The organism is Streptomyces sp. NPDC086835, assembly GCF_044745705.1.
Lineage (GTDB): Bacteria > Actinomycetota > Actinomycetes > Streptomycetales > Streptomycetaceae > Streptomyces.
Genome location: NZ_JBIVAU010000002.1, coordinates 178,042 through 193,361, shown reverse-complemented (window position 1 = coordinate 193,361; position 15,320 = coordinate 178,042). Strand labels below are relative to the sequence as shown.

The following is a 15,320-nucleotide window of genomic DNA, read 5'->3' as shown; positions in this document are numbered from 1 at the left end:
TTCGGTCAGGCCTCCGTTCCGGTGCTCTCAGCAGCCGGAGCGGCGGCGGGAGCGTCGGCCTTGGGGGCCTCGGCAGCCGGAGCCTGCTGCGGCTTGCGACCGCGACCGCCACGCTCGCCACCGCGGCCACCACGGGCCGGGCGGTCAGCGCCACCACGGGCCGGGCGGTTGCCGGCGCGGGCAGCAGCGTTCTCGGCGCGGACCTCGGCGATGTTCTTGACGTCGCCCTTGTAGATCCAGACCTTCACGCCGATGCGGCCGAAGGTCGTCTTGGCCTCGAAGAAGCCGTACTCGACGTTCGCGCGCAGCGTGTGCAGCGGCACACGACCCTCGCGGTAGAACTCCGAGCGGGACATCTCGGCGCCGCCGAGACGGCCGCCACACTGGATCTTGATGCCCTTGGCGCCGGCCTTCATCGCCGACTGCATGCTCTTACGCATGGCGCGGCGGAAGGAGACGCGGGAGGACAGCTGCTCGGCAACGGCCTGGGCCACGAGCTGAGCGTCGACCTCGGGGTTCTTGACCTCGAGGATGTTCAGCTGGACCTGCTTGCCCGTGAGCTTCTCGAGGTCGCCGCGGATGCGGTCGGCCTCGGCGCCACGGCGGCCGATGACGATGCCGGGACGCGCGGTGTGGATGTCCACCCGCACGCGGTCACGGGTGCGCTCGATCTCGACCTTCGAGATGCCCGCGCGCTCCATGCCGGACGTCATCATCCGACGGATGGCGACGTCTTCCTTGACGTAGTCCTTGTACAGCTTGTCGGCGTACCAGCGGGACTTGAAGTCCGTGGTGATACCGAGCCGGAACCCGTGCGGGTTTACCTTCTGGCCCATTACCGGGTTCCTTCCTTGCTGCTGACGACCACGGTGATGTGGCTGGTCCGCTTACGGATCCGGTAGGCACGGCCCTGAGCACGCGGACGGAACCGCTTCAGGGTCGGACCTTCGTCCACGTACGCCTCGCTGATGACCAGCGAAGAGGCGTCGGTGTGGTCGTAGTTGTGCGCGGCGTTGGCAATGGCGCTGTCCAGCACCTTGCCGACCGGCACGCTCGCGGCCTGCGGGGCGAAACGCAGGACCGCCTGAGCCTCCGTGGCATCCATGCCACGGATGAGGTCCACCACTCGGCGGGCCTTCATGGGCGTGACGCGGATGTACCGCGCCTGGGCCCTGGCTTCCATGGTTGTCCCTTCGGTGTAAGTCATTAGTCGTTCCACCCCGCGGTTAGCGGCGCTTCGACTTCCGGTCGTCCTTGACGTGGCCGCGGAAGGTGCGAGTCGGCGAGAACTCGCCGAGCTTGTGGCCGACCATGGACTCGGTGACGAACACCGGGACATGCGTCTTGCCGTTGTGCACCGCGATCGTGTGGCCCAGCATGGCCGGGACGATCATCGAGCGACGGGACCAGGTCTTGATGACGTTCTTGGTGCCGGCTTCGTTCTGTACGTCCACCTTCTTGATCAGGTGGTCGTCGACGAAGGGCCCCTTCTTGAGACTGCGCGGCATCTAAACCCGCTCCTAGCGCTTCTTGTTCGTCTTGCGGCGGCGGACGATGTACTTGTTGCTCGCCTTCTTGGGAGAACGAGTACGACCCTCCTTCTGACCCCACGGGGAGACCGGGTGGCGACCACCGGAGGTCTTGCCCTCACCACCACCGTGCGGGTGGTCAACCGGGTTCATCGCGACACCGCGGACGGTCGGGCGAACGCCCTTCCAGCGCAGACGGCCGGCCTTGCCCCAGTTGATGTTCGACTGCTCGGCGTTGCCGACCTCGCCGACCGTGGCGCGGCAGCGGATGTCGACCAGGCGAATCTCGCCGGACGGCATACGCAGGTGGGCCATCTGGCCCTCCTTCGCCAGCAGCTGCACGGAGGCACCCGCGGAGCGGGCGAACTTCGCGCCGCCGCCGGGCCGCAGCTCGATGGCGTGGATGGTCGTACCGACCGGGATGTTGCGCAGCGCCAGGTTGTTACCGGGCTTGATGTCGGCGCCGGGGCCGTTCTCGACCCGGTCGCCCTGGCTCAGGCCACGGGGGGCGATGATGTAGCGCTTCTCGCCGTCTGCGTAGTGCAGAAGCGCGATGCGCGCGGTGCGGTTGGGGTCGTACTCGATGTGAGCGACCTTCGCCGGAACGCCGTCCTTGTCGTGACGACGGAAGTCGATCACGCGGTAGGCGCGCTTGTGGCCACCGCCCTGGTGACGGACGGTCACACGACCGGTGTTGTTACGGCCGCCCTTGCTGTGCAGGGGGCGGACCAGCGACTTCTCCGGCGTGGACCGCGTGATCTCGACGAAGTCGGCGACGCTGGAGCCACGACGGCCCGGAGTCGTCGGCTTGTACTTGCGGATACCCATTGTCTCTCAGTCCTCGGAAACTATTCCGAAATCTGGACGATCTCGACCGCCGTCAGGCGGTCGGACCGCCGAAGATGTCGATACGGTCGCCCTCGGCAAGGGTCACGATGGCGCGCTTGGTGTTGGCGCGCTTGCCGAAACCGGTGCGGGTGCGCTTGCGCTTGCCCTGACGGTTGATCGTGTTGACCCCGGTGACCTTGACCGAGAAGACCGCCTCGACGGCCTGCTTGATCTGGGTCTTGTTGGAGCCAGGCGCGACGATGAAGGTGTACTTGTTCTCGTCGAGCAGGGCGTAGCTCTTCTCGGACACAACCGGCTTGACGAGAACGTCGCGCGGGTCCGTGAAGGTCTTGCTGGTTACGGTCGCCTCGGACATCAGACGTCGCTCCCTTCGGTCTCAGCGGCCTTGGGGCCAGACACGAAGGACTCGAAAGCGGCCTTGGTGAAGACCACGTCGTCGGAGACGAGCACGTCGTACGTGTTCAGCTGGCCCGGCTCCAGGATGTGCACCTGGGGCAGGTTGCGGGCGGACAGCCACGCGGCCTCGTCGGCGCGGTCGACGACCAGGAGCAGGTTCTTGCGCTCACTGATCTTGCCGAACAGCGTCTTCGCTGCCTTGGTGGAGACCTCGCCCTCGACCACGCCGGAGACGACGTGGATACGGGAGTGACGGGCCCGGTCGGTGAGGGCACCGCGCAGGGCGGCGGCCTTCATCTTCTTCGGGGTCCGCTGCGAGTAGTCACGCGGCACGGGGCCGTGGACGACGCCACCGCCGGCGAACTGAGGCGCACGGGTCGAACCCTGACGGGCGCGGCCGGTGCCCTTCTGGCGGTAAGGCTTCTTGCCACCACCGCGGACCTCGCCACGCGTCTTGACCTTGTGCGTGCCCTGACGGGCAGCGGCCAGCTGCGCGACGACGACCTGGTGGATCAGCGGGATGCTGACCTTGGCGTCGAAGATCTCGGCCGGGAGCTCAACGGTCCCGGACTTGTCGCCCGCGGGCGACAGGATGTCAATGGTGCTCATAGTCCTCAGGCCCCCTTGGCCGCAGTGCGGACCAGGACCAGGCCGCCGTTCGGACCAGGAACTGCGCCCTTGATGAGGAGCAGGCCCTTCTCCGCGTCAACGGCGTGAACGGTCAGGTTCTGGGTGGTGACCCGCTCGTTGCCCATGCGGCCCGCCATGCGGAGGCCCTTGAACACGCGGCCCGGGGTGGCGCAGCCACCGATGGAGCCGGGAGAGCGGTGCTTGCGCTGGGTGCCGTGACCGGCGCCGAGGCCCTTGAAGTTGTGACGCTTCATGACACCGGCGAAGCCCTTGCCCTTGCTCTTGCCCGTGACGTCGACCTTGACGCCGGACTCGAACACCTCGGCAGTGATCTCCTGGCCCAGCGTGTACTCGCTGGCGTCAGGGGTGCGGAGCTCCACCAGGTGGCGGCGGGGGGTCACGTCGGCCTTGGCGAAGTGGCCCTTGAGGGGCTTGTTCACCTTGCGAGGGTCGATCTCGCCGAAGGCGATCTGGACCGACTCGTAGCCGTCGATGTCATTCGTACGGACCTGGGTAACGACACAGGGCCCGGCCTTGACGACGGTCACCGGGACGACACGGTTGTTCTCGTCCCAGACCTGGGTCATGCCGAGCTTCTCGCCCAGGACGCCCTTGATCTGCTTTGCCATCTCTTCCGCGCCTCTCAGAGCTTGATCTCGATGTCAACGCCGGCCGGAAGGTCCAGGCGCATCAACGAGTCAACGGTCTTGGGCGTCGGGTCGAGGATGTCGATCAGGCGCTTGTGCGTGCGCATCTCGAAGTGCTCGCGCGAGTCCTTGTACTTGTGCGGCGACTTGATGACGCAGTACACGTTCTTCTCAGTGGGCAGCGGCACCGGGCCTGCGACCGACGCACCAGTGCGGGTCACCGTCTCGACGATCTTCTTCGCCGAAGAGTCGATGACCTCGTGGTCGTAGGCCTTGAGCCGGATGCGGATCTTCTGTCCCGCCATGGCTACTCAGTAGTCCTTTGTCTAGTGAAACGCTCTGGTACTCGGTGGGTCTTGCTCTCTTCTCCGACCCACGCGGTCGGGCGTGTCGCACTCCCTCTACGAAGATCTCCCGAAGGATTTCCCAACCAAGGGGTGCGGCCTGCGACCGCGTATCGGGGGAAGAGCTCCCGCCGAGCGCCTGGCCGGTACCCCGCTGACACTTCCCGGAAGATTCCCGTACGTCCGACCCGAAGGTCGACGAGTACTGTGGGACTCGCTTCCGGTCCTCCCGGCGGGAGGCGCGCAGCATCGGCACTCAACCGAGCAACCCGGACAGTCTGCCACACACTCCCGCGCCCTGGCCAATCGAGCCGAGAACACTACCCCGCGGGGGTTAAGTGTCAAACAACGGCGCGCAGAACCCCAGTCCGGACGGCGGCCCGGCGGCCCGGTTCACCTGTCGCCCGACCTCCCCCGGAGGACGGCCGAACCGGCGCGAGCTCATGAGCGATATTCGGTCGAGTCGGGCTCCTCGCCGCTCCTAAGGTGGCCGGACAGTCATTCGACACGGGGGCCGGTTCTGTCATGCGCACGCACTATCCACGCACGGCTCATCTGCCGTGGTCGCCCGGTGCGACCTCGGACGACGTGCGCGTCGCGGATCTCGACGGGCTGCGCGGGCGAGAGGTCGTCGTCACCGAGAAGCTCGACGGGGAGAACACCACGCTGTACCGCGACGGGCTGCACGCCCGGTCGCTGGACTCCGCCCATCATCCGTCCCGGGCGTGGGTGAAGGCGCTGCAGGGACGCGTCGCGCACGGCATCCCGGAGGACTGGCGGGTGTGCGGGGAGAACATGTTCGCCCGGCACTCGATCGCCTACGACGACCTGGAGAGCTACTTCTACGGGTTCTCCGTGTGGGACGAACTCGGCTGGTGCCTGGACTGGGACCGGACCGTCGCGTTCCTGCGCGACCTGGGCGTCCCCGTACCGCGGGTGCTGTGGCGCGGGGTGTTCGACGAGCGGTCGCTGCGGGCCCTGAAGCTGGACCTGGGCCGGCAGGAGGGGTTCGTCGTCCGCACCGCCGACGGCTTCATGGCCGAGGAGTTCGGGCAGCGGGTCGCCAAGTGGGTGCGGGCCGGGCATGTGCGGACCGATACGCACTGGATGCACGCGGCCGTCGTACCGAACGGGCTCGGCCCGGGCGCCGCGCTGTGGGACGTACGGTCCGGGGCCGCGCCGGACCCCCGGGCGCTGGGCGTGGGCGACGGTGACGCCGAGGCCGTGGCGCGGCTGGACACCGGCGGCCGCACGGGGGACGCCCGGCTCGCCGGCGTACTGGCGGCGATGCTGCACCGGGAGCGGCGGTCCGCGCTCGCGCCCCGCCTGGCCCCCCTGCTCGGCCTGCCGCTCGCGCGGCGCGTCGCCGACCTGGTCGGGCTGCAGGCCGGCCTGCAGCGGCCGTACCCGGACGAGCAGCGCCGCGCCGGGCTCGTGCGGATGTCGTACGCCGCCGATCTCGGCGTGCTGCACGCGGTGGCCGCGGCGACCGCCGGGACGGCGGAGGCGCGGGAGCAGGTGGAGTGGTCCGCGCTGCACGCCGCGGACGTCGCGCCCCTCGACGGGCTCACGGAAGCGTTCGCCGATCTGGACGACGACGCGGCGGCCCGCTGCCGGGCCGAGGCCCGCGAGGCGTACGCCGAGGGCCGCATCGGCAGCGCGGCGGAGGCCACCGCCGCGACCTGGAGATGGCGCTCGGGCGACTTCCCCCGGCTGATCCATCTCGTGGGCCCGTCCGGCAGCGGCAAGAGTTCCTTCGCGCGGGGCCTCGGCGGAGTGGACACGCAGGTGTCCCTCGACGAACTGCGCCGCGCCCGCGGATCGCGTGCCGACCAGAGGGCCAACGGCGACGTGCTCCGCGAAGGGCTCGACCTGCTGGACGCCGCCCTGGCGCGCGGCGGGACCGTGGTGTGGGACGCCACGTCCCTCAATCCCCACCAGCGTTCGCTGGTGCACGCGGTGGCCCGCCGCCGTGACGCGCTGACGACCCACGCCGTGCTGCTGGTCGACGAGGACGAGCTGGCGCGGCGCAATCTGGAAAGAGAGCACCCCGTGCCGCCGCAGGTGCTGACCTCGCAACTGCACCGGTTCGTCCCCCCGTACCCGGGCCAGGCGCACCGCACCTGGTACATCGGGGCGAGCGGGACCGTCGAGGAGGAGGCGTAGACCGTGCGTACCAGCGAGGAGATCTACCACCGGGTCCGCTGGGACGCGCGCTTCGACCCGGCCCGCTTCGTGATCGGCGTGCGCCGGCGTGAGGCGGCACCCAAGCGCATGCCGCTGTCGGCCTTCGTGCCGGGCGGGGACATCCCCTGGCACCGGGTGCTGTTCTTCGAGGCGGACGGCGAGCTGGTGTGGGACCGGGCCACGGGCGTGGACCGGATCGACGACACCGAGGCCGGGCGGGTGCGTGAGGCGCGCCGGTTGCGGGCGCCGTTCTTCGAAGCACGGACGCCGTACGCGTGGGACGGGGACGGCTGGGTGCCGGCGCACGCCCCCAAAGGCACCGCGGGGAGCCTGCGCGTCCTGACATGGAACACGCTGTGGGACCGCTACGACTCCGACCGCATCGCCACCGCCGTGCGCCGCCCCCTGCTGATCGACGCCCTCCGCGAGGCGGACGCGGACGTCGTCGCGCTCCAGGAGGCCGAGCCCGAGCTGCTCGTCATGCTGCTGCGCACGCCGTGGGTACGGGACACGTACACGGTGGCGACCGACCCCGGCGGCCGTGACGTCGACGAGTGCGGGCTGCTGCTGCTCAGCCGGCTGCCCGTACGGGAAGCGGGCCACCACGTCCTCGGGCCGCACAAGGCGGTGACGGCGATCGTCGTGGAGACCGGCAGCGGTCCGGTGACCGTGGCCGCGACCCACCTCACCAGTGACCACTCCGAGGACGGCGCCGCCCGCCGGAACGCGGAACTGGCCCGGATCGCCGAAGGGTTGGCGGGCATCGACGGGGACGTCGTGCTCATGGGTGACTTCAACGACGGCACGGACGCACCGCAGACGACGCTCGGCATGCGCGACGCCTGGAGCGATGCGCACGGACACGGTGACGCGACCCCCACCTTCGACCCGGCCGCCAATCCGCTGGCCGCGGTCTCGTCCCTGACCGGGCGGGCGTCCCGGCTGGATCGCGTACTGCTCCGGTCGGACGTGCTCCAGGTCGACTCGGCCGTCCTGCGCGGGGACGTCCCGGGCCCTGAGGGGCTGCACATCTCCGACCACTACGGCGTGGAGGTCGCCCTGAGCCCCGCGAGGGAGGAAGGCCGCGTCCTCGACGTACGGCCGACGGCACGTACGGCCGTGGCCTGGCTGCCGCCCGCCGGGGTGTGGCGACCGATCCAGGACGTCCGCCGCGAACACGACCCGCAGATCCACCGCTGGCCGCCGCACGTCAACCTGCTCTTCGGGTTCGTGCCGGAGTCCGCCTTCGAGGAGGCCGCCCCGCTGCTCGCGGAGGCGGCCGCGGGCGTCGCCCCCTTCGACGCCCGGCTGGAGGGCGTGCACAGCTTCGGGCACCGCGAGGACGCGACCGTGTGGCTCGACCCGGCGGCGGCCGGCGAGCAGCCGTGGCAGGAGCTGCGCCGCGCCCTGGAGCAGCGGTTCCCCCGCTGCCGCGGCCGACGGGAGGGTTTCACCCCGCACCTGAGCCTGGGCCGGACCCGCGATCCGCAGCCTCTGGTGGCCGAGTGCGCGTCCCGGCTCGGCGGCGTGTCCGTCGGGGTCGGCGAGCTGGTGCTGCTCTCGCGCCGAGCGGGCGAGCCGATGCGGGTACGGGCGACGGTCGCGCTCGGAACGGGCGAGGTTCGGTGGGTGCCGGAGGCTCCGGGCACGCCGGAGGTGCCCGGCCCGCCGGAGGACGAGCGCGTCGCCGACGACGTGCGGGTGCGGGCCGAGCGGGCACTCGCGGACGGGTGCGTGCACCTCGTCGGTTCGCGGCGCGCGGGGTGCGCCCTTCCCGGCGCCGATCTGGACCTGGTCGCCGCCCTGCCGGGCACACCCGAACTCGTCGGCGTACGAGCCCGGTTGACGGCTGCGCTGCCCGAAGCGACGGACGTGCGGGAGGTGGTCGGGGCACGTGTCCCCGGCCTGCGGCTGAGCGTCGGCGGCCTCTCCGTGGACCTCGCCGTCGTCGCCACCGGTGCGCTCGACCCGGCACAAGCGGTCGTCCGCCGGGCGGAGCTGAGCGAGGACGCGGCAGTCGCGCTCAGCGCGGTGAGCGATGCCGACGCGCTCCTCGACGAGGTCGCGGGCCGACGGGAGGCGTTCAGGAACCTGGCCCGCCAGGTCAAGGCATGGGCGAAGGCCCGCGGGCTGGACTCCGCTCCGTTCGGCGGGCTGCCGGGCCTCGCCTGGTCGGTGCTGGCGGCGCGTACCGTCCGCGAGGCCGGCGACCTGCCGCCCGGCGATCTGCTCCGCCACTTCTTCGCGACCTGGGCGGCCTGGGACTGGCGCGAGCCGGTCGGCGGCCCGGCGCGCCCGGATCTGCCGGTCACGGTCATGACCCCGACCGCTCCGGTGCGCCCCTGCTCCGACCAGGTCACCGCGGGCATGCGCGACCTGATCACGCAGGAACTGTTCCGGGCCTGGGAGCTCCTGGACGGCCACTCCCCCGAACCGCTGCTCGCCCCTCCCCCGATGCACCGCCGGCACGCGACCTGGGCGGTCGTGACCGTGGCCCCTGGGGACGAGGGCCGCGTCCGCGGCCGGATGCGGGCGCTGCTGGCGGCGCTGCCGCAGCCCGGTGTCCACGCATGGCCGCGCCCCTTCGCCGGCTCCCCCGTGCGCTACGCCGTCGGCCTCGGCCCCACCCCGCCGGACCCGGCCGGACTGGCGGATCTCACCGCCCCCTGGCTCAGAGGTCTGACCGGCACGACGGTCGAGCACGCGCTGTGCGGTGAGGTACCGACTCTCGTGTGACGTGCCCACGCTCGCGGGACGGACGGCCGCCGCGCGCCGAAGCCGGCCCCCCGACGTCGCGAGTCAGATCGAACACATGGCGAACATCCAGGCAACCCTCGGCAGCCGCGCCCCGTCTAGTTGATCGCGGCTGTCGGCTCGACCGGCCCGGCCGCCACATGGGGATTTCACAGTACGCAGACGGGGGCACCGCCCGGCCGCTGCGGGGGGACCGGACGGAGCACCACAAGTGGAAGACAGAGCTGTGTCAGGGCTGCGCCCGAGCAGGTCCCGGCCCCGGCGGCGCACCATCGTCGCCGCCCTCGGCGCACTGGCCGTGGCCGGCTCGGCCACCGCCCTCACATCGTGCTCCGTGCCCGCGCCACGGCGCACCGGGCCCGTCACCGATCCCGCGCCCGGCATCGCCATAAGCGACTCACGGCCCGCCCGGCTGATGCAGATACTGGCGCACCCCGACGACGACCTGTACTTCATGAACCCGGACACCCAGCGGATGCTGGACTCCGGCGTCCCCCTCGTCTGCGTGTACGTCACGGCGGGCGAGGCCGACGGCGTCAACAAGGCACCGGGGCGGCCCCGTCCCCCCGCGGACAAGAGCGCGTACTCGTCCGCCCGTCATCAGGGCCTGCGGCAGGCGTACGCGACCCTGCTCGGCCTGCCCAAGTACACGGACTGGCAGAAGGGCACAACGACGCTGCGCGGCGGCCGGCGGGCGGAGATCAACAGCCTGGCCGTCGGCCCCCGGCGCGTCGACCTGATCTATCTCAACCTCGCCATGCACACCACCCGCCATGCCCGGCTCGGTTTGCCGAACCTGTGGCGGGACCGGGTGCTGGAGCTGCCGACCGTCGTCGCCGACGACTCCCCGGTGCGCAGGATCGAGAGTTACGACTACGACCGGCTCGTCGACGTCCTCGTCGGGCTGATGGACCGCTACCGGCCCACCGTCGTGCAGACCCTGGACCCTGATCCCGACATCCAGCACAGCGACGAGGTCACCCGTAAGAAGGACAGCGAACAGCGCGGCTACTCGGACCACGGGGACCACACCGCCGTGGCCTCCTTCAGCTGGGCGGCGATGGCCCGGTGGGTGGCCGAGTCGGCCCGCGACGGCGGCGAGATACCGGCGTTCGTCGCCACCTCCTTCCGCGGCTACTACAACCGGCACTGGCCGAAGAACCTGCCGGACAGCGTGCTGCGGCGAAAGGCCGGCCATCTGGTGCCGTACGGCGGGGAGGCCGACTGGAGCTGCGGCAACAGCGGCGGATGCGGCGACTACAACGTGGGCGGCGACCGGCCCCTGACCAACAAGAAGGGCTGGGTCCGTTCCACCCACTACCGCTATCCCGGCCCGCGCACGGCCCTCGCCGCAGAACCGGACGGACGGCTGGCCGCGTACGGGGTGCTGGGGCTGCGCGCGGTGCGCTGGCGGGAGACGGAGGCCGGGAGCGGCCGGTGGGGGCAGCCCGCCGACCTCGGCGGCGGCCCTCTCGCGCCGACGCTGGGCCAGGCGGCGCTCGGTGACGGACGGCAGCTCCTCTTCGCCCTGCGCTTCTCGGCGATCAGCGGTCACGGTGGCGACAACGCCCGGGAGATAGTGCTGCTGGAACAGCGCTCCGCGGGCGGACCCTTCCTCGCTTGGCGCGGTCTGGGCAACCCCGAGCGCCATGACGACCGGGGCCGGCGGATCGGGGTGCCGGTGGCCGTCACCGCGCACGACGGGCGGGTTCACCTGTTCGTGCGCAACGCGGACAAGGGCGTGAGCACACGGGTCCGGGAAACGGACGGCCGCTGGAGCGGCTGGCGGACCCTCGACGGCAGCGCCGAGATACAGGACGGGCTGACCGCCGTCGTGGACGCGGCCGGCCGAGTCCATCTGTTCGGCGCGGGCTTCGCCACCGTTCACCACTGGAGCCAGGACGCCCCAGGCCTGCCCCTCACCCACCGCCCCGGCGCAGACCTGCCGGCCGCCGTCGACACACCCGCCGCGCTCGCGAAGGCCGACGGTTCCGTGCATCTGCTGTACCGGACGGAGCGGCCCTGGAAGCGGGCGGCCCCGCGGGACTCCCGTGGCAGCGCCTCCTCCGCCCTCACCCGCTTCAGCTCGGACGGCAGGCTGCTCCCCGCCGTCCGCTTCGACGGTTACGGACCCCTCGCCACGGCCGGTGACCCCGAGCGTGCCGTCCTGCTGGGCCTGGATCTGCTGGGCCGGGTGCAGTTGCGGCACGAGGGCCGGCTGGTGACCCGTACCGCAGGGGCCGTGGCGCTGGACACGCCCACGCTGGACGTCACCCCCGCCGGGAAGGTCAGGGTGGTCGGCATGGGCCCGGACGCGCACCCGTGGACCTGGTCGCCCGGGACTGCCACGGCGACCGGCTGACCGGCCACGTCCGGCGGGCACGGGCCCACCCGGTGCCCGCCGGACATGACGAAGGGCCCCGCACCTGACGGTGCGGGGCCCTTCTTGCAGCTCAGCGAGCTACCAGGTCAGAGCAACAATTACTTGTTGATCTTGGTGACCTGGCCGGCGCCCACGGTCCGGCCACCCTCACGGATGGCGAACTTGAGGCCCTCCTCCATGGCGACGGGCTGGATCAGCTCGACGGTCATGGTGGTGTTGTCGCCCGGCATGACCATCTCGGTGCCCTCGGGGAGGGTCACGACGCCGGTCACGTCCGTGGTACGGAAGTAGAACTGCGGGCGGTAGTTGTTGAAGAAGGGGGTGTGACGGCCACCCTCGTCCTTCGACAGGATGTAGGCCTGGGCCTCGAAGCTGGTGTGCGGCGTGACCGAACCCGGCTTGATGATGACCTGGCCGCGCTCGACGTCCTCGCGCTTGATGCCACGGAGGAGCAGACCGACGTTCTCGCCCGCCTGGCCCTCGTCGAGCAGCTTGCGGAACATCTCGATGCCGGTGACCGTGGTGGTGGTCTTCTCGGTCTTGATACCGACGATGTCGACGGTCTCGTTGACCTTGAGGACACCACGCTCGATACGACCGGTGACGACGGTGCCACGACCGGTGATCGTGAAGACGTCCTCGATCGGCATCAGGAACGGCTTGTCGACGTCACGCTCGGGCTGCGGGATCGCCTCGTCGACGGCGGCCATCAGGTTCAGGACCGACTGGCCCCACTCCTTGTCGCCCTCGAGAGCCTTGAGCGCCGAGACCTTGACGACGGGAACGTCGTCGCCCGGGAACTCGTACTCGGAGAGGAGCTCACGCACCTCGAGCTCGACGAGCTCCAGGATCTCCTCGTCGTCCACCATGTCGGCCTTGTTCAGGGCGACGACGATGTACGGAACGCCGACCTGGCGGGCCAGGAGCACGTGCTCCTTGGTCTGCGGCATCGGGCCGTCGGTCGCGGCGACCACGAGGATGGCGCCGTCCATCTGCGCCGCACCCGTGATCATGTTCTTGATGTAGTCCGCGTGACCGGGGCAGTCGACGTGCGCGTAGTGACGCGACTCAGTCTGGTACTCGACGTGCGCGATGGAGATGGTGATACCGCGCTGGCGCTCCTCAGGAGCCTTGTCGATCTGGTCGAAGGCCGAGGCCTCGTTCAGGTCCGGGTACGCGTCGTGCAGCACCTTGGTAATGGCGGCCGTGAGGGTCGTCTTACCGTGGTCGATGTGACCGATGGTGCCGATGTTGACGTGCGGCTTAGTCCGCTCGAACTTCGCCTTCGCCACTGGGGTCCTCCTGTGGAGTGGTTCTGTACGCCTTACTCATCGGCGCCAGGTGATCTTTGCTGGGATGCCGGGGCCCGGGGGCATTCCCGCCGTGATGCGACTGGAATGCCCCTGGAGGCTCCGGTGACAAGCCTAAAGCGTGAACTCGGGAGAGTTACTCGCCCTTGGCCTTCGCGATGATCTCCTCGGCGACGTTCCGGGGAACCTCGGCGTAGGAGTCGAACTGCATCGAGTAGCTTGCGCGACCCGAAGTCTTGCTGCGGAGGTCTCCGACGTAGCCGAACATCTCCGAAAGCGGCACCAGACCCTTGACGATCCGGGCGCCCATCCGCTCCTCCATGGCCTGAATCTGACCACGGCGGGAGTTGATGTCACCGATGACCTCGCCCATGTAGTCCTCGGGCGTGGTGACCTCTACGGCCATCATCGGCTCGAGCAGCACGGGGCTGGCCTTACGCGCGGCCTCCTTGAAGGCCTGCGAACCGGCGATCTTGAACGCGAGCTCGGAGGAGTCGACCTCGTGGTAGCCACCGTCGAGAAGAATGACGCGAACGCCCGTCATCTCGTAGCCGGCCAGGATGCCGAACTGCATGGCCTCCTGCGCGCCCGCGTCCACCGAGGGGATGTATTCCTTGGGGATGCGGCCACCGGTGACCTTGTTCACGAACTCGTACGAGGCGTCGCCGCCCTCGATCGGCTCGATCGCGATCTGCACCTTGGCGAACTGACCGGTACCACCGGTCTGCTTCTTGTGCGTGTAGTCGTGGCGCTCGACGCCCTTACGGATCGTCTCACGGTATGCCACCTGCGGCTTACCGACATTCGCCTCGACCTTGAACTCACGGCGCATACGGTCGACCAGCACCTCGAGGTGCAGCTCGCCCATACCACCGATGATGGTCTGGCCGGTCTCCTCGTCCGAGTGAACCTGGAAGGAGGGGTCCTCCTCCGCGAGACGCTGGATGGCGACACCCAGCTTCTCCTGGTCACCCTTGGACTTGGGCTCGATCGCGACCTGGATGACCGGCGCCGGGAAGTCCATGGACTCCAGGATCACCGGGTTCTTCTCGTCGCACAGCGTCTCACCGGTGGTGGTCTGCTTCAGGCCCATGACGGCGACGATGTCGCCGGCGCCCACCGACTCGATCTCCTCACGCTTGTTCGCGTGCATGCGGTAGATCTTGCCGATGCGCTCCTTCTTGCCCTTGACGGAGTTCAGCACCGCGGTGCCGGAGTCCAGGCGACCGGAGTAGATCCGGACGAAGGTGAGCTTGCCGAGGTGCGGGTCGCTCGCGATCTTGAACGCGAGGGCCGACAGCGGCTCGTCGTCGGACGGCTTGCGCTTGACGACCGTCTCCGGGTCCTTCACGTCGTGGCCCTCGATGGCCTCGACGTCCAGGGGGGAGGGGAGGTAGCGCACGACCGCGTCGAGCAGGGGCTGAACGCCCTTGTTCTTGAAGGCGGTACCGCAGAACACCGGGGTGACCGTGGTGTCCTTGGAGACGCCGGACGCGATGGTGATACGACGGATCGCGGCGTACAGCTGCTCCTCGGAAGGCTCCTGGCCCTCGAGGTACAGCTCCATGATCTCTTCGTCGTTCTCGGCGACCGTCTCGAGGAGCTTGCCGCGCCACTCGTCGGCAGCCTCGGTGTGGGTGGCCGGGATGTCGACGACGTCGTACATCTCGCCCTTGGTGGCCTCGGCGGACCACACGAGGGCCTTCATACGAACCAGGTCGACGACGCCCTTGAAGTCGGCCTCGGCACCGATCGGCAGCTGCATGACGATCGGCGTCGCGCCCAGGCGGTCGCTGATCATGTCGACACAGCGGTGGAACTCGGCACCGGTGCGGTCGAGCTTGTTGACGAAGCAGATACGCGGAACACCGTAGCGGTCCGCCTGGCGCCAGACAGTCTCGGACTGGGGCTCGACACCGGCGACACCGTCGAACACCGTGACGGCACCGTCGAGGACACGAAGCGAACGCTCCACCTCGACGGTGAAGTCGACGTGACCCGGGGTGTCGATGATGTTGATGGTGTGATCGACGTCCTCGAGCGGCCAGTGACAGGTCGTCGCGGCGGACGTGATCGTGATGCCGCGCTCCTGCTCCTGCTCCATCCAGTCCATCGTGGCAGCGCCGTCGTGGACCTCACCGATCTTGTAGCTCACACCGGTGTAGAACAGGATGCGCTCGGTGGTCGTCGTCTTGCCCGCGTCGATGTGGGCCATGATCCCAATGTTGCGGACCTTGGCCAGGTCAAGCGAAGTGGTGGCCATAAGGCTCAATCTTCTCTCGGTCTCGATG

General features: G+C 69.8%; 13 protein-coding genes. 3 read left to right on the top strand and 10 right to left on the bottom strand.

The features are described from left to right. Positions 1 to 5: 5 nt before the first annotated feature. The 8 genes from rpsC to rpsJ are packed head-to-tail and all read right to left on the bottom strand — an operon-like array spanning position 6 to position 4,356. On the bottom strand, positions 6 to 836 hold the full coding sequence (rpsC, locus tag ACIPJI_RS06980) for a 30S ribosomal protein S3 (RefSeq protein ID WP_005313583.1): 831 nt from the start codon (positions 834 to 836) through the stop codon (positions 6 to 8). Then, positions 836 to 1,183, bottom strand: a complete 348-nt coding sequence (gene rplV / locus ACIPJI_RS06975; RefSeq protein ID WP_004571827.1) for a 50S ribosomal protein L22 — start codon at positions 1,181 to 1,183, stop codon at positions 836 to 838. The genes rpsC and rplV overlap by 1 nt, the downstream gene beginning before the upstream one ends. Before the next feature lie 43 nt (positions 1,184 to 1,226). Further along, the gene (gene rpsS, locus ACIPJI_RS06970) at positions 1,227 to 1,508 is read right to left on the bottom strand and encodes a 30S ribosomal protein S19 (protein ID WP_003956461.1); all 282 of its coding nucleotides are present in this window, start codon (positions 1,506 to 1,508) and stop codon (positions 1,227 to 1,229) included. A gap of 12 nt (positions 1,509 to 1,520) precedes the next feature. Continuing rightward, complete coding sequence (gene rplB / locus ACIPJI_RS06965; protein WP_005313586.1) at positions 1,521 to 2,357, bottom strand: 50S ribosomal protein L2; 837 nt, start codon at positions 2,355 to 2,357, stop codon at positions 1,521 to 1,523. Positions 2,358 to 2,409: 52 nt separating this feature from the next. Further along, on the bottom strand, positions 2,410 to 2,733 hold the full coding sequence (gene rplW, locus ACIPJI_RS06960; RefSeq protein WP_005313587.1) for a 50S ribosomal protein L23: 324 nt from the start codon (positions 2,731 to 2,733) through the stop codon (positions 2,410 to 2,412). Further along, positions 2,733 to 3,383, bottom strand: a complete 651-nt coding sequence (gene rplD, locus ACIPJI_RS06955; RefSeq protein ID WP_037773993.1) for a 50S ribosomal protein L4 — start codon at positions 3,381 to 3,383, stop codon at positions 2,733 to 2,735. The genes rplW and rplD overlap by 1 nt, the downstream gene beginning before the upstream one ends. A gap of 5 nt (positions 3,384 to 3,388) precedes the next feature. Continuing rightward, the gene (rplC, locus tag ACIPJI_RS06950; protein ID WP_005313592.1) at positions 3,389 to 4,033 is read right to left on the bottom strand and encodes a 50S ribosomal protein L3; all 645 of its coding nucleotides are present in this window, start codon (positions 4,031 to 4,033) and stop codon (positions 3,389 to 3,391) included. A 14-nt stretch (positions 4,034 to 4,047) separates the two neighbouring features. Continuing rightward, on the bottom strand, positions 4,048 to 4,356 hold the full coding sequence (gene rpsJ / locus ACIPJI_RS06945; RefSeq protein ID WP_003948644.1) for a 30S ribosomal protein S10: 309 nt from the start codon (positions 4,354 to 4,356) through the stop codon (positions 4,048 to 4,050). A 564-nt stretch (positions 4,357 to 4,920) separates the two neighbouring features. Between rpsJ and ACIPJI_RS06940 the strand changes: the two genes are divergently transcribed. The 3 genes from ACIPJI_RS06940 to ACIPJI_RS06930 all read left to right on the top strand — a co-directional run bounded on the left by ACIPJI_RS06940 (position 4,921) and on the right by ACIPJI_RS06930 (position 11,698). After that, positions 4,921 to 6,561 carry an RNA ligase family protein gene (locus ACIPJI_RS06940; protein ID WP_402244902.1) on the top strand — a complete coding sequence of 547 codons (1,641 nt, stop codon included), beginning with the start codon at positions 4,921 to 4,923 and terminating at the stop codon, positions 6,559 to 6,561. 3 nt (positions 6,562 to 6,564) lie between these two features. After that, positions 6,565 to 9,318, top strand: a complete 2,754-nt coding sequence (locus ACIPJI_RS06935) for a poly(A) polymerase (protein WP_402244900.1) — start codon at positions 6,565 to 6,567, stop codon at positions 9,316 to 9,318. Positions 9,319 to 9,547: 229 nt separating this feature from the next. Further along, positions 9,548 to 11,698 (top strand): PIG-L family deacetylase, encoded by a 2,151-nt coding sequence (locus tag ACIPJI_RS06930; protein ID WP_402244898.1) that lies wholly within the window; start codon positions 9,548 to 9,550, stop codon positions 11,696 to 11,698. A 119-nt stretch (positions 11,699 to 11,817) separates the two neighbouring features. On the opposite strand, the gene tuf is transcribed toward ACIPJI_RS06930, so the two are convergent. Both tuf and fusA read right to left on the bottom strand, forming a co-directional pair. After that, positions 11,818 to 13,011, bottom strand: a complete 1,194-nt coding sequence (gene tuf / locus ACIPJI_RS06925) for an elongation factor Tu (protein WP_005313609.1) — start codon at positions 13,009 to 13,011, stop codon at positions 11,818 to 11,820. A gap of 154 nt (positions 13,012 to 13,165) precedes the next feature. Beyond that, complete coding sequence (fusA, locus tag ACIPJI_RS06920) at positions 13,166 to 15,292, bottom strand: elongation factor G (protein WP_356620550.1); 2,127 nt, start codon at positions 15,290 to 15,292, stop codon at positions 13,166 to 13,168. Positions 15,293 to 15,320: the final 28 nt, after the last annotated feature.

Excerpts from the sequence above, each read along its gene's own strand:
- rpsC (WP_005313583.1), bottom strand. The coding sequence starts at position 836 with ATGGGCCAGAAGGTAAACCCGCACGGGTTCCGGCTCGGTATCACCACG.
- rplV (WP_004571827.1), bottom strand. The coding sequence starts at position 1,183 with ATGGAAGCCAGGGCCCAGGCGCGGTACATCCGCGTCACGCCCATGAAG.
- rpsS (WP_003956461.1), bottom strand. The coding sequence starts at position 1,508 with ATGCCGCGCAGTCTCAAGAAGGGGCCCTTCGTCGACGACCACCTGATC.
- rplB (WP_005313586.1), bottom strand. The coding sequence starts at position 2,357 with ATGGGTATCCGCAAGTACAAGCCGACGACTCCGGGCCGTCGTGGCTCC.
- rplW (WP_005313587.1), bottom strand. The coding sequence starts at position 2,733 with ATGTCCGAGGCGACCGTAACCAGCAAGACCTTCACGGACCCGCGCGAC.
- rplD (WP_037773993.1), bottom strand. The coding sequence starts at position 3,383 with ATGAGCACCATTGACATCCTGTCGCCCGCGGGCGACAAGTCCGGGACC.
- rplC (WP_005313592.1), bottom strand. The coding sequence starts at position 4,033 with ATGGCAAAGCAGATCAAGGGCGTCCTGGGCGAGAAGCTCGGCATGACC.
- rpsJ (WP_003948644.1), bottom strand. The coding sequence starts at position 4,356 with ATGGCGGGACAGAAGATCCGCATCCGGCTCAAGGCCTACGACCACGAG.
- ACIPJI_RS06940 (WP_402244902.1), top strand. The coding sequence starts at position 4,921 with ATGCGCACGCACTATCCACGCACGGCTCATCTGCCGTGGTCGCCCGGT.
- fusA (WP_356620550.1), bottom strand. The coding sequence starts at position 15,292 with ATGGCCACCACTTCGCTTGACCTGGCCAAGGTCCGCAACATTGGGATC.